The organism is Mucilaginibacter sp. SJ (genome assembly GCF_028993635.1).
In the GTDB taxonomy this organism is placed as follows: domain Bacteria; phylum Bacteroidota; class Bacteroidia; order Sphingobacteriales; family Sphingobacteriaceae; genus Mucilaginibacter.
On sequence record NZ_CP118631.1, the window covers coordinates 6503173 to 6524981 of the forward strand.

23 protein-coding genes are annotated in these 21809 nt (G+C 41.5%); 7 read left to right on the forward strand and 16 right to left on the reverse strand.

The annotated features are described in order from the left end of the window. Nucleotides 1-122 precede the first annotated feature (122 nt). The gene (dprA, locus tag MusilaSJ_RS26635) at nt 123-1220 is read left to right on the forward strand and encodes a DNA-processing protein DprA (protein WP_274987786.1); all 1098 of its coding nucleotides are present in this window, start codon (nt 123-125) and stop codon (nt 1218-1220) included. 86 nt (nt 1221-1306) lie between these two features. Here the strand turns inward: dprA and MusilaSJ_RS26640 are convergent, their stop codons facing one another. The 7 genes from MusilaSJ_RS26640 to MusilaSJ_RS26670 all read right to left on the reverse strand — a co-directional run bounded on the left by MusilaSJ_RS26640 (nt 1307) and on the right by MusilaSJ_RS26670 (nt 7657). Then, complete coding sequence (locus MusilaSJ_RS26640; protein ID WP_274987787.1) at nt 1307-1783, reverse strand: SixA phosphatase family protein; 477 nt, start codon at nt 1781-1783, stop codon at nt 1307-1309. Between the two features lie 166 nt (nt 1784-1949). Continuing rightward, on the reverse strand, nt 1950-2570 hold the full coding sequence (locus MusilaSJ_RS26645; protein ID WP_274987788.1) for a porin family protein: 621 nt from the start codon (nt 2568-2570) through the stop codon (nt 1950-1952). Between the two features lie 130 nt (nt 2571-2700). After that, on the reverse strand, nt 2701-3669 hold the full coding sequence (locus MusilaSJ_RS26650) for a glycosyltransferase family 9 protein (protein WP_274987789.1): 969 nt from the start codon (nt 3667-3669) through the stop codon (nt 2701-2703). Nucleotides 3670-3682: 13 nt separating this feature from the next. Continuing rightward, nucleotides 3683-4186, reverse strand: a complete 504-nt coding sequence (rfaE2, locus tag MusilaSJ_RS26655) for a D-glycero-beta-D-manno-heptose 1-phosphate adenylyltransferase (RefSeq protein WP_188832730.1) — start codon at nt 4184-4186, stop codon at nt 3683-3685. Between the two features lie 81 nt (nt 4187-4267). Then, nucleotides 4268-4834 (reverse strand): D-sedoheptulose 7-phosphate isomerase, encoded by a 567-nt coding sequence (locus MusilaSJ_RS26660; protein WP_274987790.1) that lies wholly within the window; start codon nt 4832-4834, stop codon nt 4268-4270. An 81-nt stretch (nt 4835-4915) separates the two neighbouring features. Next, nucleotides 4916-5905, reverse strand: a complete 990-nt coding sequence (rfaE1, locus tag MusilaSJ_RS26665; RefSeq protein WP_274987791.1) for a D-glycero-beta-D-manno-heptose-7-phosphate kinase — start codon at nt 5903-5905, stop codon at nt 4916-4918. A 78-nt stretch (nt 5906-5983) separates the two neighbouring features. After that, nucleotides 5984-7657 (reverse strand): DNA polymerase/3'-5' exonuclease PolX, encoded by a 1674-nt coding sequence (locus MusilaSJ_RS26670; RefSeq protein ID WP_274987792.1) that lies wholly within the window; start codon nt 7655-7657, stop codon nt 5984-5986. A 187-nt stretch (nt 7658-7844) separates the two neighbouring features. Between MusilaSJ_RS26670 and MusilaSJ_RS26675 the strand changes: the two genes are divergently transcribed. Beyond that, nucleotides 7845-8594, forward strand: coding sequence for an ankyrin repeat domain-containing protein (locus tag MusilaSJ_RS26675; RefSeq protein ID WP_274987793.1), 750 nt, complete (start codon nt 7845-7847; stop codon nt 8592-8594). Between the two features lie 121 nt (nt 8595-8715). Here MusilaSJ_RS26675 and sppA read toward each other — a convergent pair whose 3' ends face one another. After that, on the reverse strand, nt 8716-10506 hold the full coding sequence (gene sppA, locus MusilaSJ_RS26680) for a signal peptide peptidase SppA (protein ID WP_274987794.1): 1791 nt from the start codon (nt 10504-10506) through the stop codon (nt 8716-8718). Nucleotides 10507-10593: 87 nt separating this feature from the next. Between sppA and folK the strand changes: the two genes are divergently transcribed. Together folK and MusilaSJ_RS26690 are read left to right on the forward strand one after the other, a co-directional pair. Then, nucleotides 10594-11082, forward strand: coding sequence for a 2-amino-4-hydroxy-6-hydroxymethyldihydropteridine diphosphokinase (folK, locus tag MusilaSJ_RS26685; RefSeq protein ID WP_274987795.1), 489 nt, complete (start codon nt 10594-10596; stop codon nt 11080-11082). Next, on the forward strand, nt 11075-11476 hold the full coding sequence (locus MusilaSJ_RS26690; protein WP_274987796.1) for an Hpt domain-containing protein: 402 nt from the start codon (nt 11075-11077) through the stop codon (nt 11474-11476). The genes folK and MusilaSJ_RS26690 overlap by 8 nt, the downstream gene beginning before the upstream one ends. A 140-nt stretch (nt 11477-11616) precedes the next feature. On the opposite strand, the gene purS is transcribed toward MusilaSJ_RS26690, so the two are convergent. The 3 genes from purS to rho all read right to left on the reverse strand — a co-directional run bounded on the left by purS (nt 11617) and on the right by rho (nt 14302). Next, a complete protein-coding gene (gene purS / locus MusilaSJ_RS26695; RefSeq protein WP_274987797.1) occupies nt 11617-11874 on the reverse strand; it encodes a phosphoribosylformylglycinamidine synthase subunit PurS in 258 nt (85 codons plus the stop codon). Continuing rightward, nucleotides 11855-12577, reverse strand: coding sequence for a CDP-diacylglycerol--serine O-phosphatidyltransferase (gene pssA / locus MusilaSJ_RS26700; protein WP_091162304.1), 723 nt, complete (start codon nt 12575-12577; stop codon nt 11855-11857). The genes purS and pssA overlap by 20 nt, the downstream gene beginning before the upstream one ends. A 90-nt stretch (nt 12578-12667) precedes the next feature. Continuing rightward, the gene (rho, locus tag MusilaSJ_RS26705; RefSeq protein WP_274987798.1) at nt 12668-14302 is read right to left on the reverse strand and encodes a transcription termination factor Rho; all 1635 of its coding nucleotides are present in this window, start codon (nt 14300-14302) and stop codon (nt 12668-12670) included. A gap of 367 nt (nt 14303-14669) precedes the next feature. Between rho and pyrF the strand changes: the two genes are divergently transcribed. Then, nucleotides 14670-15500, forward strand: coding sequence for an orotidine-5'-phosphate decarboxylase (pyrF, locus tag MusilaSJ_RS26710; protein ID WP_274990486.1), 831 nt, complete (start codon nt 14670-14672; stop codon nt 15498-15500). A gap of 68 nt (nt 15501-15568) precedes the next feature. Next, nucleotides 15569-16942 (forward strand): Fic family protein, encoded by a 1374-nt coding sequence (locus tag MusilaSJ_RS26715; protein WP_274987799.1) that lies wholly within the window; start codon nt 15569-15571, stop codon nt 16940-16942. Between the two features lie 60 nt (nt 16943-17002). Here the strand turns inward: MusilaSJ_RS26715 and dnaJ are convergent, their stop codons facing one another. From dnaJ to MusilaSJ_RS26740, 5 genes are all read right to left on the reverse strand, one after another. Further along, nucleotides 17003-18163: a molecular chaperone DnaJ gene (gene dnaJ / locus MusilaSJ_RS26720; RefSeq protein ID WP_274987800.1), complete on the reverse strand. Its 1161-nt coding sequence runs from the start codon at nt 18161-18163 to the stop codon at nt 17003-17005. A 126-nt stretch (nt 18164-18289) separates the two neighbouring features. After that, on the reverse strand, nt 18290-18901 hold the full coding sequence (locus tag MusilaSJ_RS26725; protein WP_274987801.1) for a nucleotide exchange factor GrpE: 612 nt from the start codon (nt 18899-18901) through the stop codon (nt 18290-18292). A 194-nt stretch (nt 18902-19095) separates the two neighbouring features. Next, nucleotides 19096-19776 (reverse strand): cell division ATP-binding protein FtsE, encoded by a 681-nt coding sequence (locus MusilaSJ_RS26730; protein ID WP_090526556.1) that lies wholly within the window; start codon nt 19774-19776, stop codon nt 19096-19098. Nucleotides 19777-19781: 5 nt separating this feature from the next. Next, entirely contained in the window at nt 19782-19985 is a 204-nt protein-coding gene (locus MusilaSJ_RS26735) for a fructose-6-phosphate aldolase (protein WP_090526558.1), read from the reverse strand. A 136-nt stretch (nt 19986-20121) separates the two neighbouring features. Next, nucleotides 20122-21147, reverse strand: coding sequence for an aldehyde dehydrogenase family protein (locus MusilaSJ_RS26740; protein ID WP_274987802.1), 1026 nt, complete (start codon nt 21145-21147; stop codon nt 20122-20124). A gap of 101 nt (nt 21148-21248) precedes the next feature. Here MusilaSJ_RS26740 and MusilaSJ_RS26745 point away from each other — a divergent pair, with 101 nt between their 5' ends. Continuing rightward, nucleotides 21249-21602 carry a 4Fe-4S dicluster domain-containing protein gene (locus tag MusilaSJ_RS26745; protein WP_274987803.1) on the forward strand — a complete coding sequence of 118 codons (354 nt, stop codon included), beginning with the start codon at nt 21249-21251 and terminating at the stop codon, nt 21600-21602. The last annotated feature ends 207 nt before the right edge of the window (nt 21603-21809 follow it).

The following is a 21809-nucleotide window of genomic DNA, read 5'->3' on the forward strand; positions in this document are numbered from 1 at the left end:
TATGTTTTAAAGCTGAATATGATATCCAAACTTTATTTATTGCATTGCAAATAATAGGTTCTACTTGAAAATCGCCCGAATATTTATAATTTGCGAGGCTATAATCTGCATGTCTAAACCCAATGTCATTACTCCATAAAGTAGCTTTATCTTTTGTTAAAAACCTCGGGCCGGTAGCGGCTAAGTCACTGATCGCATATCTTGGCAGCGTGGAAGATGTGTTTAACGCATCGTCCGAAAAAATGACCAGGATTCCGGGAATAGGTGAGAAGCGCGCTGTAAAATGGGATTTTGACGATGCTTTGAAGCAGGCCGAAAAGGAATTGAAGTTTGTAGAAGATCATAATATCGACGTTATTTTTTACACCGATGCCCGTTATCCTAAACGCTTGAAAAACTGCCACGATTCGCCGGTGTTGCTTTACGCGAAAGGGAAGATGGATCTTAACCCGCCACACATCATTAGTATAGTGGGCACCCGTAACGCTACTGATTATGGCAGGCAATTATGCCGACAGTTGGTTGAGGAGTTACAGCAATATAATGTATTAATAGTAAGTGGTTTGGCACATGGTATTGATGTAGCTGCACATAAAGAATGTGTAAAGCTAAATCTGCCAACCATCGGTGTACTTGGTCATGGGCTCGACAGGCTCTATCCTGCTCAAAACCGGGCCACTGCCGATAAAATGCTCGACAATGGCGGTTTACTATCCGAATATCCTTCAGGCACTAATCCCGACAGGGAAAACTTTCCGCAGCGAAACCGTATAGTTGCCGGTATTGCCGATGCAACCGTAGTAATTGAAGCCAGTATCAAAGGAGGGGCACTTATCACGGCCGAAATTGCCAACTCCTATAACCGGGATGTTTTTGCTTTTCCGGGCAGATTGGGTGATGAATTTTCTGAAGGATGTAACTTTCTGATCCGCAATAATAAAGCAAGTTTGCTCACCTGTACCGCCGATCTGGCTTTTAGTCTTGGCTGGGAAAAGAACGACGCCAATAAACCTGTAGAGCAATTTATGTTGCCTTTTGATCTGTCGGCAGATGAACGGCTGATTATGGAGATATTGCAGCAGAATAAAACGCCGCTTGCCATAGACAATCTTACTTTAAGGGCGAACATGCCTATGAGCCAACTGGCCATGAACCTGCTTAATATGGAAATGCAAGGGTATATCAGCTCGCTGCCGGGGAAAATGTACCGGATTAATTAGTCGGAAGTTCTAAGTCTGTAGTCGTAAGTCGATAGTTCAAAGCCTTGAAAAATTATGACTTTGGACTTACGACTTAGAACTTAAGACTATCCTTTCGGTGAATCAAAATGTACCAGTTTCCCATCCTCTTCGCTGATGGATTGCCATGTATCGTTTTCAAAAGTAATGATAGCTACAGCACATGTAGGCATCTCTTTTAACTGGCTGGTGAGGTAATATAGTATTTGGCTAATGCCAGGGTTATGCCCAACTACGCCTATATAATCATATTCATCGGGCAGGCCATTAATCACTTTAACCCAGGTGTTTTCGCTGGCTTCGTAAATTCTTTTGTCTTCTCCCGGAGCCGGTAATTTAAACTGGTTGGCAAAAATTTCGGCAGTAGTTTTGGTACGCAGTGCCGGACTGGTTATTATAATTTGAGGTATTTGTAATTGTCCTTTTAAGAGGGTAGCCATTAAAACCGCATCCTGCATGCCTGATTGTTTTAAAGGCCGGTCAAAATCAACATAACCGCTTTCATGGGTAGCTTTTGCGTGGCGTATTAATAATAACTTTTTCATGATTTTAAACGGCTGACCGATCGGTTTATAATGTTACGGTTTTGTGATTATAACGTGAGACATTTGTAATAAGTTTCCAATAATACTAAATAAATAAGGAGAAGCTGTTGCTTCTCCTTATAATAAAAGACAGACAAAGTCTGCTTCAATTTTTTCACCGGGCTAATTAAAACGCATAACCAACTGAAATGCCGAAAACACGGTTTGTAAGTTTAATACCATCAACGTTGGTGATGTTGGTTAGGCCCCAATCATAATTAGCATTGATCAGGAAACCGGTTTTGAATTTAAAACCAACAATAGCATTTAAACCCGCGTCGGTTCTTTTGATTTCGTCCTGGCCGCTGCCAAATTTAATATCTTCAGAATTGCCGCTGTTATCTTTTGCTTTGCCGGAAACACCCATACCAAGGTAAGGGCCGGCACCAAAGTAAAAGTCACCGACTACCGCAGGCACGTGGTACACAACATTTACCGGAACTTGCAGGTAATAGAGTTTTACTTTGCCGCCAGAGCTTGCTTCGTCATCAAAAGAAACACTTGATGATCCGCCTTTACCGGTAAAGTTTAAGGCTGGTTGTAATGATACATTGCCAAATTTAAAATCGACAAAGGCGCCTACATTGAATGTGGTTAAGCTGCCCGAATTACCCGAGCCGCTAACACCATCAACTGTAGCATGTAACGTTGCGAAGTTTACGCCTCCTTTAAAACCAACGGTTGGTAATTGAGCAAATGCAGCGAAAGATGCCATTAAAAGGCACAAGCTTAGTAAGGTTTTTTTCATCGTGTAAGGATTTTAAGTTAATGCACAAAATTATACAAATACACTAACATTAAAAGCTGCATAATGTTTTTTGTGAAATATTAACAGTAGTTAAGCTGTAAGTATAATACGGGCAATGTTTTACAATTACCTATTGATGATTGGAGAAATTTACAATATCGGCCTCTGGCATATCGTTCATACATTTAAAGTGTCCGAGCGGGCATTTTTCAAGTCCGAATTTGGAGCAGGGACGGCAGGATAGTTCAATACCGGCAATCAGTGTTTCTTTTACTTTATAAGGCCAAACCCCCAGCAGATCGGGTGTGGTGCCACCCCAAACCGAGGCTATAGGCACATTAAACGCTTCGGCAATATGTGTGAGACCTGTATCAAAACCAATTACATTTTTTGCGCGCGATACCAGGAAAACCGATTCATCAAGTGATGTTATTCCGCAGACATTATAAACTGAAGTACCAACTGCCGTAGCTATTTCATCGCCATTTGCTTTTACATCATTGCCGCCCAATAGCAAAACAGGTAAATTAAGCTGCCTGCAAATGCTAATGATCTTGTAATTAGGCATCCGCTTCGTAAAATGTGTTGCACCTATTACAAAAGCAACATAGCCATGCTGATGACTAACCGGTAGTAATTTAGTTATATCGTGTTGGGCTTTGATATAATAATCGATAGGCTTATCGTCATTAACCACACCTAAAAACTTAACAGCTTTTAAATACCTGTCAACCAAATGTTCCTTACCTACCAGGTTGCGTTTCAACTTTAAACTTAGCCACTTTAAAATTGGCCGTTTTTTATAAGTTGATGCTTTGATACCGGTACGCAGCTTGATGATGCTCGTGCGAAGATTATTATGCAGATCAATGATCTGATCATACTTTTCGGCCTTAATGTCGTTAATGGTATCTGTTAACGAGGGTTTTAATAGCAGCAACTTATCAACATACTGGTTATTATCGTAAATGTATTTGAAAGCTGGTTTGGTTAAAAAATGAACTTCGGCATCAGGGACCTGCTTTTTGAGGCAGCGCACAACGGGCGTGGTATAAATTATATCACCCATTGAACTAAAGCGGATCACCAATATCTTCATGTTGTTATCACGTTCAGGAAATCTGGTTCCTGATTTTTTCGATTATTGAGGTGGATGAATATCCTTCAACAAAATTAATGGTTTTAACCTCGCCTCCGTTTGCTATTACTTCTTTAGCGCCCACAATATTTTCAACTGCATAATCGGCTCCCTTTACCAGGATATCGGGCAGAAGTGAGCTGATCAGATTTAGCGGAGTATCTTCTTCAAAAACAACAATAGCGTCTACAAAAAACAATGCCGCCAACAGTGCTGCACGGCTGTTTTGATCATTCACCGGGCGGGTTGGGCCTTTGATGCGCCTTACTGAGCTATCGGCATTAAGGCCAATCACCAGCTTGTCGCCAAGCTCAGCCGCTTTGGCCAGGTAGGTGAGATGGCCTATGTGCAGCAGGTCAAAAACGCCATTGGTAAACACTACTTTTTTACCTTCGGCCTGCCAGTTTTTTATCTGAGTTTGCAGTGATTGCAGGTCGGTTATTTTATCAAGAAGGGTTTTTTCGAAGCCGGTCCTCATTTGTTTTTCCTGTAAACACACATCACTTGTGTCTTTGTATATTATTAGAAAGACGCGTATGATGCGTCTCTACGGTACTGTTTAATCAAAAAGGTCATCAACGGCGGTACACAGGATATGCCCGATAAGGATATGCATTTCCTGGATGCGCGCGGTAATGTTTGATGGCACAATGATGTTCAGTTCACAAAGTCCGGTCATTTTACCGCCATCCCTGCCAGAAAGGCCTAAGGTTTTAATCCCCAGTTTTTTAGCCGACTCAAATGCCGCCAGGATCCCGGGACTGTTTCCACTGGTCGAAATGCCGATGAACAAGTCGCCCGGCCTGGCAAATGCCTCCAACTGGCGCGAAAACACATGTTCATAACCATAATCGTTAGCGATAGAAGTAAGCGCCGAAGTATCAACTGTTAAGGCAATACCCGGTAAAGGCTGACGGTCTTTCACATAACGGCCGGTAAGCTCCGCTGCAATGTGCTGAGCATCAGCAGCACTGCCGCCGTTACCAGCCAGTAACACTTTGTTACCGTTTTTTATGGTCGAGGTGATCATCTCACAGGCTACCTCGATATTGCCACTAAGCGTGTCGATTACCCTTTGCAGCGTATCCTGGTGATCCTTAAGTTCGTTTAATATCTTTTGGTTCATTAGTTCACTTGTTCATTAGTTCATTGGTCGGTTAGGGCAAGCATATTTCAAACCTTTCGCCCTTGACCTTTCACCTCTGCCTTATCTTTCGCCTTTTATTATATCTTCAATAATCTCATCTACAGTAGTTGTTGCACTGCCCACACGGCGGATCACTATGGCAGCAGCATGGTTAGCCAGTTCGCATGAGTCTTCAATATTTAAGCCTCCTGCCATAAAATAGGCCATTGTGGCCAGTACAGTATCGCCGGCACCAGTTACATCAAACACTTCGGTTGCCTTGACGGGTAAACTTTGATAGCCCTCTTCGCTCAATATTACCATGCCTTCTTCGGATAAGGTAACTACTATATATTGGGTCCCGGTTTGTTCAAAAATTACTTTAGCGGCCTGCTGCAGGCTTTCTATCGAATTGATCTTCTCGGTTTTAGCAGCTTCAGACAATTCTTTGCGATTGGGCTTAATGATAAAAGCGCCTTTGTATTTTTCGTAATTAAGCCCTTTGGGGTCGATGATTACTTTTTTGCCTTTAGCATTCGCCGCCCTGATAATGCCTTGCGTTAAAAACGGTGAAAACAGCCCTTTGTTATAATCAGATAAAAGTACCATATCTGCGTTGTCAATATAACCGCTTAGCTTACTAATAAGCTCATTGGCAATAGGCTCCGATACTTCGTCAGTAACTTCGCGGTCAACACGTACCAGTTGGTGGCTGCCAACAACCACGCGGGTTTTTACTGTGGTAGGGCGGTTGCTATCTTTAATAATAGAGTCCGTTTCAACGCCTTCGTCAGTCAGGATTTTGATCAGTTCACCCGCAGCCTGGTCGTTTCCGATTACTCCGGCAACAATAACTTTTGCACCTAATGATACCAGGTTTTGAACCACGTTACCGGCACCACCTAATGTAGTGGTTTCGTTTTTTACATTTACAATAGGTACAGGAGCCTCGGGCGAAAGGCGGGTGGCATTTCCCCATATATAATGGTCAACCATCAGGTCGCCAATTACCAGTATTGCCGGTTTGCGAGCTGCTGCCTGTATGGATTGTACTTTATCTTTTAGGTTCATCTAATTTTGTCATTGTTTCATTGCGTCATTAGGCCATTTTTTATCGCGTAAAAAACACTAACCTCTGATCTCTAATCACTAACCTCTCTTTGCAGCAAACGCCTTCGTAATTTCAGCCAGGGACATAGCATTCATACACATTTCTTTATACAAACCGCCTTTACGTGCGGCAAGAATACCGTAATGCATATCTGTAAACCCTTCAATACGGTGGGCATCGGGGTTTATGGACAGCATAACACCTTTATCTAAAGCATATTGGTGCCAGCGCCAGTCGAGGTCGAGCCGCAATGGGTTGGCATTGATTTCAATAACTACGTTATTGGCTGCGCAGGCATCTATCACTTTTTTATAGTTGATAGGATATCCGCTACGGCTTAGTAAAAGTCTGCCTGTTGGGTGTCCCAATATAGTTGTATAAGGATTTTCGATTGCGGTGATCAGTCTTGACGTAGCCTTTTCCTCGTCCATTTTGAGGATTGAATGAACTGAGGCTACAATGAAATCAAACTTTTGCAGGATCTCGTCAGGATAATCAAGCGAACCATCATACAAAATATCCGATTCAATACCTTTAAAAATATGGAAACCGTCGAGTTTTTTATTCAGGGCATCTATTTCTTCATGTTGCTGCAATACCCGTTCAATGCTTAAGCCCTTGGCATAAAAGGCGCTTTTGCTATGATCACACATGCCCAGGTATTCTAATTTCAGGGTATCCCGGCAATACAAGGCCATTTCTTCAATGCTGTTAACACCATCGCTCCAGGTACTGTGGTTATGAAGTGTACCTTTCAGGTCGTGCCAGTTAATGAGCGTTGGCAGTATGTTCTTTTCGGCCTTTTCAATAAACAGGGTACCTTCACGCAGTTCGGGCTGCATCCAGCTTAAGCCGGCCTTGGTGTAGATCATTTCTTCCGTTTCTGGCTGTTCAACAGGAACATTAATCCTGTCGAAAACGGCTTGTACATGATCATCAGTACCTGTATTGATAAATAGTTCTTTGTAATAATCAGCCTTATCTACACAAACAATATCAACGAGCAAGCCATTTTGCAGCTCGCCCTGAATATGGTTTTGATTTTTACTTATATTGCAAAGTATGGTTGAATTTACCAGCGCTTCGTAGGCAACATCATGGTTAAGACTGCCAACTACAATCACAATTTCGGTAATGACCTCATTCAAACGCCTGAATTCGCCCGCGAAGTGTTTTAGCGCATCAGGGAAAATGGCTTTTACCTCATCCATCAGTTCGTTGGCTTCCTTTTCAACCTGGGCAAAAAGGAACTTACCATTGCTCGCCATCCTGAACTCAATAGCTTTACGGATCTCTTCCTGCGTTTTAAGACCGAAGCCCTTTGCCTCTATCAGGCGGTTTTCATTGCAGGCATAAAAAAGCTCACCGGTATTTTCAATGCCCAGCTCTTTCCAGATGACAGCTACCTTTTTGGGGCCGATGCCTTTAATACCCATCATTTCAACCACACCGGCAGGGGTTTTATCCAACATATCCTGCAGCTCGGTCATGGTGCCGGTTTCAAGCAACTCAGTAACTTTGCCGGCTATGCTTTTACCTATGCCATCAATCTTCTCCAGTTCATCCAGTTTTTTACCGGCTATGGGGAAAGGGAGCTTATCTACTTTAAAGGCTGCATTAGCTACCGATTTGATCTTGAACGGATTAACCTCATGGAGTTCCATGAGTTGTGAGAGTAAACGAAGTGTACGGGCTATGGGTTTATTTTCCATAATTACAATGAGGCCGTAAAAATACAAAAAGCCATTGTAATGACAGCTTATGTGGTGGGTTTGTTTTTGAGCAGGGCTATTTTCTCGCGAAAGGCCAAGTCATAACACAGTTTGAGAATGCCTGGCTGGCGTCTTTTAAATTATTGAATGAGTAATCATTTGATTCTTTAACTTTAATAAAAAGATCATGCCTAATTACAACGACATCCTTTACGCCGCCGAAACTCATGCCGTTGATGAGATCAAAGCCTATTTTAATAAAGGCGGCAGCCCGAACGAAGTTCATGATGGCATGCCTGTTTTTACCATGATGGTTGAAATGTATGCCCGCGGCCCCCGGTTTAAAGACTGTGTGCAAGCTTTTATTGATGCCGGACTTAAGTACGAAGACAAGGCGCTGCTGGCGGTTTTGGCCCATGATGAAGAAATGTTAAAACAAGCCTTGACGATAGATCCATCTGCTGTTAACAAAACCTATTCTTTATATAATAATACCTATACTCCTTTAACGGGTGGAACACTCATGCATTTTTGCGCCGAATATAATAGCCTTGCCTGCGCCAAAATACTTTTACAACATGGGGCTGATGTAAATGCCAAAGCAGCTTATGATGATCATGGTTTCGGCGGACATACACCTATTTTTCATACGGTTAATCAAAACGGGAATAGTTCTGTTGATATGCTTCACTTTCTGTTGCAAAACGGTACCGATCTGTTCTATACAGTTAAGGGATTGATCTGGGGCAGGGGATATGAATGGGAAACTTTTGTTCCCGCTGTTAATCCGATAAGTTACGCTATGATGGGCTCATTACCACAATTTCACCGTAAGGAGCAAACTATTATGGAAGTGGTAAGTTTGCTGATAAAGCATTCTTATGGGATTGATTATGTGCCGAAGAATGTTCCGAATGCTTATTTGAAGAGGGGATAAGATGTATTATATTTAACAGACTTATGCAGTTTTCAAAATTTCGTAAGTCTTACCGGACAACAAAAAAAGCCACCCAAACAAGGCAGCTTTTCACAATCAAAATTAATGTATTAATGAAATTTTATTTGATCACAAGGTCGTAAGGCAAACGGGCCTGAGGGGTGCGCATCATTTGCGTGATGCCTTTTATCTGCTGGTAAACCCGGTAGTTTTCACCAAGCTCGTTTTTTACCATGCGGGTTTGTACTTCGGCGCTTAAACCGTCGCCCACTTTGTTAAAAAAGCTTTTTTGCTCGGGGTAACTTACTATATTATAGGTTTTTATCTTTGCTTTTTTAGCGGCTGACGCGATAGCGTCGTTGATATTCCCCAAACGGTCAACCAGGCCAATTTTTAGGGCCTGCTCACCAGTCCAAACACGGCCCTGGCCAATGCTGTTAATGTAAACCTGTGTTTTGCCGCGGCCTTCGGCCACTGCTTTGGTAAATTCATCATAACCACGGTTCACACTGTTTTGTAATATCAGGCGTTCGTCGGGATTAAGCGGACGGCTAATATCGCCCAAATCTGCATACTTCCCGGTTTTTACACCATCAAAGGTTACCCCCAGTTTATCATTAAACAGTTTTTGCATGTTTGGCAATACGGCGAAAATGCCGATAGAGCCGGTAATAGTATTAGGCTGGGCAATGATCGAATCGGCCGCGCACGAAATGTAATAACCACCCGATGCAGCATAATCGCCCATAGAAACAATGATCGGTTTCTTTTCGTGGATGAGTTTCACCTCGCGCCAGATCACGTCTGATGCCAGTGAGCTGCCACCAGGCGAATTTACACGCAATACCACAGCTTTAACTTTATCATCCAAACGGGCTTTGCGTAATGCTTTCGAGATAGTTTCTGAACCGATATTGTTGTCATCACCCTCGCCGCCGGTAATATCGCCCGATGCATAGACAATGGCAATACGGTTTTTAGATGATGAATCATCTTCCTTATCGTCCGAATCATCGCTTTTGCTTTTGGCGTAATCCCTAAGGTCTACACTTTTTAAGTCGTCTTTTAAATCGGTACCGGTCCGCCTTTTCAAATCATTAAGGATCTCGTCTTTATATTTTAAGCCGTCAACCAGCTTTAATTTATAGGCATCTTCAGGAAATTGAATGCGCATATTATCGGCATAGCTGAATAATGAATCCCTGTTAAGGCCGCGGCTTTTGCTGATGCCGGTTAAAAAATGATTGTACAGTGAACCGAGATACGAAGTTACCTGTAATTTATTGGCATCGCTCATCTTGGTAAGGAACAACGGTTCAACTGCGCTTTTAAAGGTGCCAACTTTAATGATTTGTGCCTCAATACCTAATTTGTCCAGCGCTCCCTTCAGAAAAGTGGTTTGAGAGCTGAAGCCATGAAACTCAAAAATACCTTTGGGGTTAATATAAACTTTATCGGCTACCGATGCCAGGTAGTAAAAACCCTGGGTATATACTTCGGCGTAGGCTACAACAAATTTGCCTGATTTTTTAAAGTCGATAAGCGCGTTGCGGATCTCTTCGGTAGTAGCCTGGCCGGCGGTCATATAACTTTCATCAAGGTATATGCCTTTAATATTATCGTCGGTTTTGGCTTTTTTGATATCGGCCAGAATATCATTTAAGCCTATTGATTTATCTTCATTCAAACCTAAAAAATCCAGACCGGCAAGGGGATTGTTAGGTGTACGCTCAGTGATCTGATTTTTAAGCGACATGTATAAAATAGAGTTTGGGCTAACATCTACAGTTTTATCACTGCCGGCCGATGCAATAAGGCCGATAATAAGAACCGCTCCAACAACACCTATTATTATACCCGAAATAATTACCCCTACAATAGTGGCCAGAACGAATTTGAAGAATTGTTTCATTAATGTTATAAATCTTTTTAACTATGCAAACTTAGTAATAAGGAGCCGTATAATGCTAAGAGCGGTTTCCATTATATTTGTTACAACATGATTGATGTTTTTTTATTGCTTGGGAGCAACCTTGGTACCCGCGAATTGTTTCTGCAGCGGGCAATTGAATCTGTTTCGGCTCAAATTGCTCCGGTTAAATTGATCTCGTCGGTTTATGAAACCCAGTCGTGGGGTAAAACCGATGAACCCGACTATTTAAACCAGGTGCTGATGCTCCAAACTGATTTTTCGGCGCAGGATGTGTTGGAAAAAATATTGGGTATCGAATTGCAAATGGGCCGTAAGCGGGAGGTTAAATGGGGGTCGCGCATTATTGATATTGATATTTTGTTTTATGGCGATGAAGTGATCCATGATTTTAACCTGGTAGTGCCCCATCCCGAATTATATAAACGCAGTTTTACGCTGATCCCCCTGGTCGAGATAGCGCCTGACCTTATTCATCCTGTGTTCAAAAAAAATATTTTGCAGCTAAAGGATGAACTAAAGGATAACTTAATCGTAAAAAAGCATATTTTTGAATAAACACAAAGCTTTTATAATGGCAGATATTTCACCAGAACAAGATCTTGATCTTTCTTTTTTATACGAGATTGCCGACGGTAGCGACGATTTTATTGTTGACTCGATAGGTATGTTCCTTGAGCAATCGCCCGATTTACTTAACACGATTGGCAACGCGTTAAATAACCAGGATTGGGCGTTAGCAGCCCAGGCAGCTCATAAATTAAAGCCTAACCTTGGTTTTTTTGGTATGCCCATAAGCCAGGCTACCATACAGGAAGTTGAGCTGGCCTGTAAAGCCGGAGGTCAAAACCCAGCCGAAATATTTGAAAAGTTTAACCAGGTAAACAGCATGGTATCAGCAAACCTGATCACTTTAAAGCAAATTAAGGCGGAGAAGGAAGCTAATTTGTAAGCTAAAAGCCTAAGGCTGGAAGCAGAAAGCTTTTTTACAAGTTAGATATAAACAAGAAAGGCAACCCAAAAAGTTGCCTTCTTTTTATTTTAAGTTTTTTGATTTATAAGCTTTTGGCTTTAAGCCTTGAGCTTTCAGCTCTAAGCTACTTCTGATACTTTAAAGGTATAGCTTTCCATAATCAGGTTGGCCAGTAGGTTTTTGCAGGCCTGGTCAACTTTGGCGCTGGCAGCTTCGGCATTTTCAGCTTCTACTTCAAGCGTAATGTGTTTGCCAATGCGCACGTTATGAATTTCGGCTAAGCCAAGGTTTTTCATGCTACCGGTTACTGCTTTTCCTTGTGGGTCAAGTATTTCTTTTTTGGGCATTACGTCGATTTCAGCCTGGAACTTTGTCATTTGTGAGTTTTGTTTGAATTAGAGATAAGGTGATATAAATAAATATAACCACCGGAACGGCCACAAATTTAAAAAATAGTATGAGTATTGCCGAAAACAAGAGCAGTAAATAACGGAAAATGTTTTTGTTAAAGTCGCGGTTCTTGAATTTAAGCGACATGAGCGGTATTTCGGATACCAGTAGCGTACACATTATTAAAACAAGAACTGTTAGAAAGTAAGGATTTAAAATGTAATGCGCCAAAGCATCGTACTGTTGTACTATTAAAGGCAGCGATGCTATAAGGATGGCGTTTGCTGGTGTTGGTAACCCGATAAAGCTATCTGATTGCCGCGTGTCGTTATTGAATTTTGCAAGCCTCAATGCCGAAAATACCGGTAAAAGGAATGCAACGAAGTTTAACAGGTGACTTATGCCGTCTAATTGCGGAGCCTGTAAAAATAGTTCGTACATGATCACTGACGGCAATACGCCAAAGCTTACCATATCGGCCAGCGAATCGAGGTCTTTGCCTATAAATGAATAAGAGTTTAAAACCCTTGATGCAAGGCCATCAAAAAAATCAAATATTGAGGAAAGAAAAATGGCATAAGCAGCCACTATAAGGTTGCCCTGGAAAGCGAAAACTATACCTATACAACCGCTAAAAAGGTTGGCGCAGGTAATAGCATTTGGAAGGTGTTTTTTGACGCGTCTCTTCATTTCGCCATCGAAGTTATCAGGAATTTATTAAGTAATAATGAAGTTACAAATAATATTCTACTTACTTATAACTTCATTATCGCTAAAATATTACGAATTCATCGAAATCAGAAATTCTTCGTTAGTTTTTGTGCCCCTAATTTGAGCTTGTAAAAACTCCATTGATTCCTGCGAATTCATATCAGCAAGGTGGTTGCGGAGAATCCAAATGCGCTGAAGCGTGTCACGGTCAAGCAGTAAGTCGTCGCGGCGGGTACTTGAAGCAGTAATGTCGATAGCCGGGAAAATACGTTTATTCGATAATTTACGATCCAGTTGTAACTCCATGTTACCGGTACCTTTAAATTCTTCAAAAATAACCTCGTCCATTTTTGAGCCGGTTTCGGTAAGCGCTGTAGCGATGATAGTTAATGAACCGCCATCCTCAATGTTGCGGGCGGCACCAAAAAATCGTTTAGGTTTGTGCAAAGCGTTAGCATCAACACCGCCTGATAATATCTTACCTGATGCGGGGGCAACAGTATTATAAGCGCGTGCCAAACGGGTGATAGAGTCAAGAAGGATCACTACATCATGACCACACTCTACCATACGTTTTGATTTTTCAAGCACAATGTTAGCAATTTTTACGTGGCGCTCAGCAGGCTCATCAAAAGTGGATGAAACAACTTCGGCGCGTACGCTGCGGGCCATGTCGGTAACCTCTTCCGGGCGTTCGTCTATCAGCAATATAATAAGGTATACTTCGGGATGGTTTTTGGCAATAGCATTGGCCACATCCTTTAATAACATGGTTTTACCTGTTTTTGGCTGTGCCACGATTAAACCACGCTGACCTTTACCAATAGGCGAAAACAGGTCCATGATGCGGGTTGAATAGTTGTTCGGATCGGTGAAGAGGCTCAGTTTTTCGGAAGGGAACAAAGGTGTTAAGTGATCAAAAGGAACACGGTCACGTACCTCGGCAGGGATGCGGCCGTTGATGGCCTCAACACGTACCAGCGGGAAGTATTTTTCACCTTCTTTCGGCGGGCGGATGCTGCCCCTAACCGTGTCACCTGTTTTAAGGCCGAATAGTTTTATCTGTGATTGTGATACGTAAATATCATCGGGAGAAGTAAGGTAGTTGTAATCAGATGAACGAAGGAAGCCATAACCATCAGGCATAATTTCCAAAACACCTTCATTTACAATTACATTATCAAAGTCGAGATTGATTGGCGGTTCTTGTGCTTTTTGCTGATTTTGGTTGTTGCTGTTAACCCTGCGCTCAAACTTTTGCGGGCGGGCTTCCGGAACAACTTCTTCCGTACGGGCAACTGTTTCACCGGCTTGCGGCGCTTCTGTTTCTGCAGTTACAGCAGGAATTTCCGTTTCCGGATCATCTTGTGATGGCTCATCATCCTGCGCATCAAAAAGATTGGTATCATCTAAAGGAACCTCTATACGTGGTTTTGATGAATCTTTGGTTTTTATAACACGGGTCCTTTTTCGGGGCTTTTCAGTTATTTCAGCAGGCGCTTCGCCTGGCGCGGGTGTAGGGGTATAATTTGATTCAATCAGATTTTGTTGAGCCCTGGCGGCTTCAATAAGCTGTTGTTGTTCAATAATACGGGCAACAAGCTGAGCTTTACGCAGTTCGTCGGCCTCAGCAATACCTAAATTTCTGGCAATTTCGCGCAACTCAGAAACGAGTTTGTCGTTCAATTCAATTTTATCAGACATGATATGAATTATAGTTCAATGGGATTTTTTAATTGTAATTTGTTTTCAAACGGCAAAAATTTCTATGCAAGTGTTAAAGCTTGACCATATGTGTAAAAACATATGAGGCTATAATTGAAAGAAATTGATCTTGAAACCTTGTTTTTAGTAAACATCCAAACCCATGCAAGTATTATATAAAGTGATAATAAAAAGCGTGGTGATTTAAATTGTTTCTTTAGTGCAAGAAAAATTCAATGGAAAACGATGCAAGTGTAAACAATTATTCTTTAATTTCAAATTAATTAAATAAATATCACTTATATCAGAACACATAAGCCAAATTTTTAGTTTTTTTGACAATTAAAATATTATTAAGCCGCTGATGATGTCCCGCCAGGAGTTAATTGAACAGATCAAAAAAAAGAAATCGTTTTTATGTGTTGGGCTTGATCCCGATATCAATAAGATCCCCGAATTTTTAAGATCACATCCCGATCCTATACTTGAATTTAACAAACGCATCATCGATGCTACACAAGATCTCTGCATAGCTTATAAACCCAATGCCGCTTTTTATGAGGCTTATGGCATAAAGGGATTGCAAAGCTTAATTGATACTTATAAATACCTGCCCAAAGATTGTTTAAGTATCATTGACGCTAAACGAGGCGATATCGGCAATACGTCTGACAAATATGCCAAAGCATTTTTTGACGGGCAATCGGGCGGGATGAGCTTTGATGCTATTACTATTACGCCTTATATGGGTAATGACAGTGTTACGCCATATCTCGCTTATGACGGTAAATGGGTTATTATTTTAGCTCTAACATCATCTGTTGGCAGTAAAGATTTTCAATACCTGCAAACGGGAGATGGCTATTTATATGAAAATGTGATAAAAAAGGCCAACACCTGGGCCGGCGCCGATAGGATCATGTATGTAGTAGGCGCAACCAAAAGCACCGAGTTTACTAACATCCGCGCATATGCGCCCGATAATTTTTTATTAGTACCCGGAGTAGGGGCACAGGGCGGAAGCCTGGAAGAAGTTTGCAAATATGGTATCACTAAAGATTGTGGACTTATCGTAAACTCGTCGCGTTCTATATTATATGCAAGCAATGGCGAAGATTTTGCCGATGCCGCCCGTGCGGAAGCGTTGAGTTTACAACAGCAGATGCAGGTGGAGCTGGAGAAGGCAGGAGTGATATAAAACAAGTTCAAGCGTGAACTTCTGCGATTGAAATAGCATTTAATAAAAAGGTATTTATGTATCTTTAGATGATGAACCTGAAGCTCGAAATAGAATTTAGTAAAGCCCCCATACTGCTGGAAATAGACAGCCTGAAAAAGCAAATAGACGACATGCGCCCTCTGCCGCCTGATGTTGAAGGGCGGGTGATGCAGAAACTACGATTGGATTGGAATTATAACTCCAATGCTATTGAGGGGAATAAACTAAGCTATGGCGAAACTACGGCTTTGTTGATGCATGGTATTACCGCTAAAGGTAAACCGTTAAAAGACCATTTGGATATTCAGGGGCATAATCAAGCAGTTGAATATCTTGAAAGATTGGTAAAAGATGGAAGGGATTTTACTGAAAGTGATATTCGTGCACTTCACGAGGTGTTATTAGTGAAGCCGGATTTTACCGATGCACAAACCGCTGAAGGATTACCGACTCGTAAAAGAATAGAAATAGGAAAATATAAATCGTTACCTAATCATGTTAAAACGAGGACTGGCGAAATTCATTATTATGCGACGCCGGAAGAGACACCAGCCTTAATGAATGATTTGATGGCCTGGTATGTAGCGGTGAGTGAAAACACTGAAATACACCCGGTAATTATTGCTGCTCTTTTTCATCATACATTTGTTGCTATTCACCCTTTCGATGATGGAAATGGTCGAATGGCTCGAATTTTAATGAATCTAATCTTGATGAAAAGCGGATATCCCGTTGTTGTAATTAAAGATGATACAAAAGATAATTATTATTCATTATTAAGCCAGGCAGATGTAGGCGATAGTTGGCCATTCGTTGAATTTGCGATTGAACGATTGCAAAATTCTATGCAATTATATTTAAAGGCTATTAAGGGAGGTGACATTGACGAAGACGAAGATATAGATAAAGAAATTGCGCTTTTAAAATTGCAATTGAATGGAAGAGTTGTTGCTAAGGAAAAAAAATCAACAGCTGCTATAGAAAGGGTATTTAATGAATGCATTTATCCTTTGGCGAGAAAAATATCAGATAAGTTTAATGCGTTTAATGAATATTTTTTTTCGCATGGCGGTTGGTTTACATTTGAATATATTGAAAATAATAGACGTACAAAATATGATCATTCTATTTACGCTAAGATCGAAACTTTAAGTCCCTTTTTTCTAAAGAAAGACATGTTTATTAAGATAAACGTAGTTTTTCAGGAATATAGAGATCCTGATAATACTTTTAACATGCATGTTATTCTCAATGTGCTGTTTGAAGAGTTTTATTACAAAATAAGTGTAGCGCAGAATGAACTGGTGTCTAAACTTTACCATGAGAAAATCATCGTAGGTGAAGAATCCAAGATAATTAGAATGTTAATAGATGAATTTAAAAAAGAATTGCAAGAGAAATTAAAAAGCCCGAAGTCATAACAACTCCGGGCTTTGCATATACCTTTTAGCTTTCGCCTTTATCCTTTCACCTCAAAAAGACTATTCAAAATATTCCTTCATCCGTTCAAAGAAACTTTTTTCGTTTTTGCCCGGATTGGGTTTAAAGTTAGGAGAGCCCTGCAGTTTTTCCAGGATCTCACGTTCCTCGCGGCTTAACGCTTTTGGTGTCCAAATGTTGATATGCACCAGTTGATCGCCACGGTGATATGAATTTACTTCCGGTAAACCCTTACCTTTCAGGCGTAGTATTTTGCCCCCTTGTGTTCCGGGATCAATTTTTATTTTAGCTTTACCGTCAATGGTTGGCACTTCAATAGAGGTGCCTAAAGTTGCATCAACAAAATTTACATGCAGATCATAAATCACGTTATTGCCATCACGTTTTAATGTTTCGTGAGGTACCTCTTCAATCAGGATGATCAGGTCGCCGGGAACACCGCCGCGTGGGGCTGCATTACCTTTACCGCTCATGCTCAACTGCATGCCTTCGCTAACGCCTGCAGGCACCTGGATGGTGATCAGTTCTTCACCGCGAACCACGCCGTCACCATGACAAACATTACATTTTGATAGTATGGTTGACCCTTCACCGTTACAGGTAGGGCAGGTGCTGGTAGTTTGCATCTGGCCCAAAATAGTATTGGTTACCCTGCGCACAGCACCAGAGCCACCGCAGGTTTTACAGGTTTGGAACGATGATTTATCTTTAGCGCCACTGCCATCGCAGGTTTTACAGATGATCTGTTTATTTACTTTGATCTTCTTTTCGGCGCCGTTGGCAATCTCTTCGAGGGTTAAACGTACTTTGATGCGCAGGTTGCTGCCGCGGGCTACGCGCCTTCCACCGCCGCCACTTTGACGGCCGCCGCCAAAGAAGCCCTCAAACGGACTGCCTCCGCCAAAAATATCACCAAACTGGCTAAATATGTCGTCCATATTCATGCCGCCACCATAACCACCGCCATTTGGCGATGAAGCGTTAGCTGCGTGACCAAACTGATCGTAACGCTGACGTTTTTCGGGAGTGCTTAATACTTCGTAAGCTTCTGCAGCTTCCTTAAACTTTTCTTCCGCTTCCTTATCGCCCTGATTTTTATCAGGGTGATATTTAATAGCCATTTTACGATATGCTTTTTTTATGTCATCAGCACTTGCGCCTTTCGCAATCCCGAGCACATCGTAATAATCTCTTTTAGCCATAATTTTAAAAATTTCGGATTCCGAAATTTAGATTTCGGATTTATTATTATTTAATATTGTGTAAGATCAGGATAGACTATCACATCCGGATAAATCCGAAATTGAAAGTCTCAAATCCGAAATCAGTTACGCTCCTACAACCACTTTAGCAAAGCGGATCACTTTGTCGTTCAGGGTATAGCCTTTTTCCATTTCGTCCATTACCTTGCCTTTAAGGTCATCAGCAGGTGCCGGAATATTGGTGATAGCTTCATGCAGGTCGGCATCAAAGGCATTGCCTATTGATGTCATTTCTTTCAGGCCTTTTTGGCCAAGTATATTTTTCAGCTTGTTTTGGATCAAAGTAACGCCCTCTTTAACCGGGGCAACTTCGGTAGCCTTATCCATGGCACGCTGCGCGCGTTCAAAGTCGTCAAGTACAGGTAGTAAAGCCACAATAACATCTTTACCTTCAGTTTTGCGGGCTTCCTCGCGTTCTTTAATGGTACGCCTTCTAAAGTTATCAAATTCGGCATATAAACGCAAGTACTTGTCATTGGCCTGTGCCAGCTCATCTTTCAGCTTTTCTTCGGCAGTTGGGGCAGCAGTTTCCTGTTGGGTTTCCGGGGCCGTAGCTTCCGCTACCGGGGCTTGTTCCTGCCCTTCATCATGTAATTGCTCGTTATTCACTTCGTTTATATTTTCTGTATTATCCGTATTTTCTTTCTTCTTTTTCTTCAACATATCGTTAAATTTCATAGCGAGTAGTGCCAATCAAGTATCTTGCCACAACTCTAAAGCGGTCAAGCTGTCAGTGGCACGAAGTAATTTTAAGAAAGGGTGACAGGGGAAGCGCCAAATGGGCAAACCAGAACCATGATTCGCCTGATTTAAGGATGCCTTGAGTTTTATACATCGGGAACATCCTTAAATCCTAAAAATCATGGTTTAGTTTATATCTCCACATCTTCCAAAACCTTGCCGTTCTCGCATTTGATAATACGCGACGGAAAAGCGCGAATAATGTGATAATCGTGAGTGGCTACCAGTACAGCAGTACCCGATTGACTGATCTGTTTGAGCAGGAGTACAATTTCTTCAGATGTTTCAGGGTCGAGGTTGCCTGTAGGTTCATCGGCCAGGATTATTTCCGGATCATTAAGTAAGGCGCGTGCTATAACCACACGTTGCTGCTCACCGCCTGAAAGTTCGTGAGGCATTTTCTTTAATTTTGACCGCAGGCCAACTTTTTCAAGTACATCAAGAGCTTTATCTGCAATCAGCTTTTTATCGTTCCAACCGGTGGCACGCATTACAAAGTTGAGATTTTGCTCGATGGTACGATCGGTTAATAACTGGAAATCCTGGAAAACTATACCCAGTTTACGGCGCAGATAGGGAATGTCGCGGCTGGGCAGCTTGCTTAATTCATAGCCACAGGCATGACCAGTACCGGCTTTAATCCCCAAATCGCCGTAAATTACTTTCAGCAGGCTGCTTTTCCCTGATCCTGTCTGACCTATCAGCCACACAAAATCACCTTTATCAACATGTAAATTTACGTTTGAAAGTACCAGGTGCGCCTGTTGAAAAATATCAACGTTGTTTAGTTTTATTATAGAATTTCCAATCATCGTTTTTATAACTCTAATTTTAAGATCTGCCCAAACGGCAGGTCTTTGATAATATTCATGATCTCGTCGGCTTTATCGCCCAATCCAACTTTATCAAGCGATTTATCCGGCCTGTCAACCCTGAAATAAGCCAGCAGCGTAAACTTATCATCGCGCAGCTGTACATAATCGGGTATTTTAGCAACACCTTTAACTTTTATGATATACATTTTTTGAGCTTAAAGCTTAAGGCAAAAAGCCCAAAGCTGTATCTGTTTCACTGTTAAATTAAAAACAGTTGCAAAATGTTTGCTTTTAGCTTTCAGCCTTCGGCTTTCAGCTTATCCCCAAAGGTATTTATTTTATTTAAAGACTTGACAAAAATTCCATCGTATCCACGCCATCGGCATAATCCCATAGCTTGGGTTGCTGGCTCTGGCCAAAACCTACTACCTGGTTACTTACCTGTAAGGGTAGGGTACTTACAATGCATTGAATGTTTTGGGCGTTTTCGTTTATGATATTTTCAGCTTCTGTTATGTCGTTGTAATAGTTAAAAAATAATACTGACAGCGGCGATGTCAGCCTGTCATCTTCTTTAACCATTAAAAACCCATTGTCAAAATGTTTATCACCGTTAACAAGATAGATTGATTTATTATAATCGTAATTGTTGTTGTATTTATGGTGATTAATAATGGCCTTATGATCTTCTATCGATTCAAAAAAGAAGGTAAAGTCATACCCTTCCGGTACCAGGATTTTGGATACGTTACGACAGCCAAGTCCGTAATAATCTAAAATGTCATGGCCGAGATTGAAAAGTTCGGGGGCGGTTTCCTCACCGCTCAATACAGCGATGCTATTGCGGTTTTTGCGGATGATGTTAGGAACTTTACCAAAATAATAATCAAAATAGCGCGAGCTGTTGTTGCTGCCGGTGGCTATAATGGCGTCAAAACCTTCCAGCTTGTCAACAAAGCTAAAACTGCCGGCAAAATCAGCGTCAATAGCTACGAGTTTTTCCAGTACTGCTTTGATAAGGCGGGCATCCTGCGATGATGCTTTTATAAGCGCCTTGGTACCGGAAGCAATAACGCAAAGTACGTCATGAAAACCTACCAGCGGGATGTTGCCGGCCAGGATCAGTCCAATACTTTTTACAGGTTTGCGCGTTTCGCGGTCGTATTTTGAAAGCCAGGCGATTAGGTCGGCCTCGTTAAGCATGTTGCCGATGGCGGCTACTGCTTCTGAAACGCTTGCCGGTGTAAACCATGCATTATGATATTGTTCATTTTCAATAAGGGTGCTTAATGCTACATCGGGCGATAGAAGTTGCCTGCCCAGTTCCGAAAATGAGTTTATTGAGTTTTTTGGATTAATTTTTGACATATATATGTTAGGGGATTAAACCCTTAAAGCCTTTTTTTGTTATATTTGTGCGCTTGCAATTTGCAGGCAAAGTTAATTGAGATTATTAGATATTTAGAAATATGGCGATTAAAATCACCGACGAATGCATAAACTGCGGGGCCTGCGAACCGGAATGCCCTAATAATGCTATTTATGATGCAGGAGCGGCCTGGCGTTTCAGCGATGGGACTGGCCTTAGAGGGATAATTGATTTTGGCGATGGTAATACCCTGAATGCCGAAGAAACACAGGCTGCATTATCTGACGATATTTATTATATAGTACCCGATAAGTGTACCGAATGTGTAGGTTTTCATGACGAGCCTCAATGTGCTGCCGTTTGCCCGGTTGATTGCTGCGTTGACGACGAGGATATCCGCGAAAGCGAAGAAGAGCTGCTTGCCAAAAAGGACTGGCTGCACATGAACGAATAAATATACTTTTAAATGATATTGAAAAGGGATATGCAATGCATGTCCCTTTTTGTTTGGCAATAAATTAAATTTCAGGAATTTTGTTAAGGCATTCTTGTTTTGATTAAAAAAGTATAAAAATATTTGTATTATCGTATAGCTTTATCCCAAAAATTACAGATACCAATTATATAAATAATATCATATTAAGATGTAACCGCGTATTAG

What these genes read in the sequence shown, in the direction of transcription:
- MusilaSJ_RS26650 (WP_274987789.1), bottom strand. Translation starts at nt 3,669, where the DNA reads ATGAAGATATTGGTGATCCGCTTTAGTTCAATGGGTGATATAATTTAT.
- rfaE2 (WP_188832730.1), bottom strand. Translation starts at nt 4,186, where the DNA reads ATGAGGACCGGCTTCGAAAAAACCCTTCTTGATAAAATAACCGACCTG.
- pyrF (WP_274990486.1), top strand. Translation starts at nt 14,670, where the DNA reads ATGTCCCGCCAGGAGTTAATTGAACAGATCAAAAAAAAGAAATCGTTT.
- MusilaSJ_RS26640 (WP_274987787.1), bottom strand. Translation starts at nt 1,783, where the DNA reads ATGAAAAAGTTATTATTAATACGCCACGCAAAAGCTACCCATGAAAGC.
- MusilaSJ_RS26645 (WP_274987788.1), bottom strand. Translation starts at nt 2,570, where the DNA reads ATGAAAAAAACCTTACTAAGCTTGTGCCTTTTAATGGCATCTTTCGCT.
- rfaE1 (WP_274987791.1), bottom strand. Translation starts at nt 5,905, where the DNA reads ATGAACCTAAAAGATAAAGTACAATCCATACAGGCAGCAGCTCGCAAA.
- MusilaSJ_RS26730 (WP_090526556.1), bottom strand. Translation starts at nt 19,776, where the DNA reads ATGATTGGAAATTCTATAATAAAACTAAACAACGTTGATATTTTTCAA.
- MusilaSJ_RS26725 (WP_274987801.1), bottom strand. Translation starts at nt 18,901, where the DNA reads ATGAAATTTAACGATATGTTGAAGAAAAAGAAGAAAGAAAATACGGAT.
- dnaJ (WP_274987800.1), bottom strand. Translation starts at nt 18,163, where the DNA reads ATGGCTAAAAGAGATTATTACGATGTGCTCGGGATTGCGAAAGGCGCA.
- MusilaSJ_RS26715 (WP_274987799.1), top strand. Translation starts at nt 15,569, where the DNA reads ATGATGAACCTGAAGCTCGAAATAGAATTTAGTAAAGCCCCCATACTG.
- rho (WP_274987798.1), bottom strand. Translation starts at nt 14,302, where the DNA reads ATGTCTGATAAAATTGAATTGAACGACAAACTCGTTTCTGAGTTGCGC.
- MusilaSJ_RS26745 (WP_274987803.1), top strand. Translation starts at nt 21,249, where the DNA reads ATGGCGATTAAAATCACCGACGAATGCATAAACTGCGGGGCCTGCGAA.
- dprA (WP_274987786.1), top strand. Translation starts at nt 123, where the DNA reads ATGTCATTACTCCATAAAGTAGCTTTATCTTTTGTTAAAAACCTCGGG.
- MusilaSJ_RS26670 (WP_274987792.1), bottom strand. Translation starts at nt 7,657, where the DNA reads ATGGAAAATAAACCCATAGCCCGTACACTTCGTTTACTCTCACAACTC.
- pssA (WP_091162304.1), bottom strand. Translation starts at nt 12,577, where the DNA reads ATGAAGAGACGCGTCAAAAAACACCTTCCAAATGCTATTACCTGCGCC.
- MusilaSJ_RS26660 (WP_274987790.1), bottom strand. Translation starts at nt 4,834, where the DNA reads ATGAACCAAAAGATATTAAACGAACTTAAGGATCACCAGGATACGCTG.
- MusilaSJ_RS26740 (WP_274987802.1), bottom strand. Translation starts at nt 21,147, where the DNA reads ATGTCAAAAATTAATCCAAAAAACTCAATAAACTCATTTTCGGAACTG.
- MusilaSJ_RS26675 (WP_274987793.1), top strand. Translation starts at nt 7,845, where the DNA reads ATGCCTAATTACAACGACATCCTTTACGCCGCCGAAACTCATGCCGTT.
- MusilaSJ_RS26735 (WP_090526558.1), bottom strand. Translation starts at nt 19,985, where the DNA reads ATGTATATCATAAAAGTTAAAGGTGTTGCTAAAATACCCGATTATGTA.
- folK (WP_274987795.1), top strand. Translation starts at nt 10,594, where the DNA reads ATGATTGATGTTTTTTTATTGCTTGGGAGCAACCTTGGTACCCGCGAA.
- sppA (WP_274987794.1), bottom strand. Translation starts at nt 10,506, where the DNA reads ATGAAACAATTCTTCAAATTCGTTCTGGCCACTATTGTAGGGGTAATT.
- purS (WP_274987797.1), bottom strand. Translation starts at nt 11,874, where the DNA reads ATGACAAAGTTCCAGGCTGAAATCGACGTAATGCCCAAAAAAGAAATA.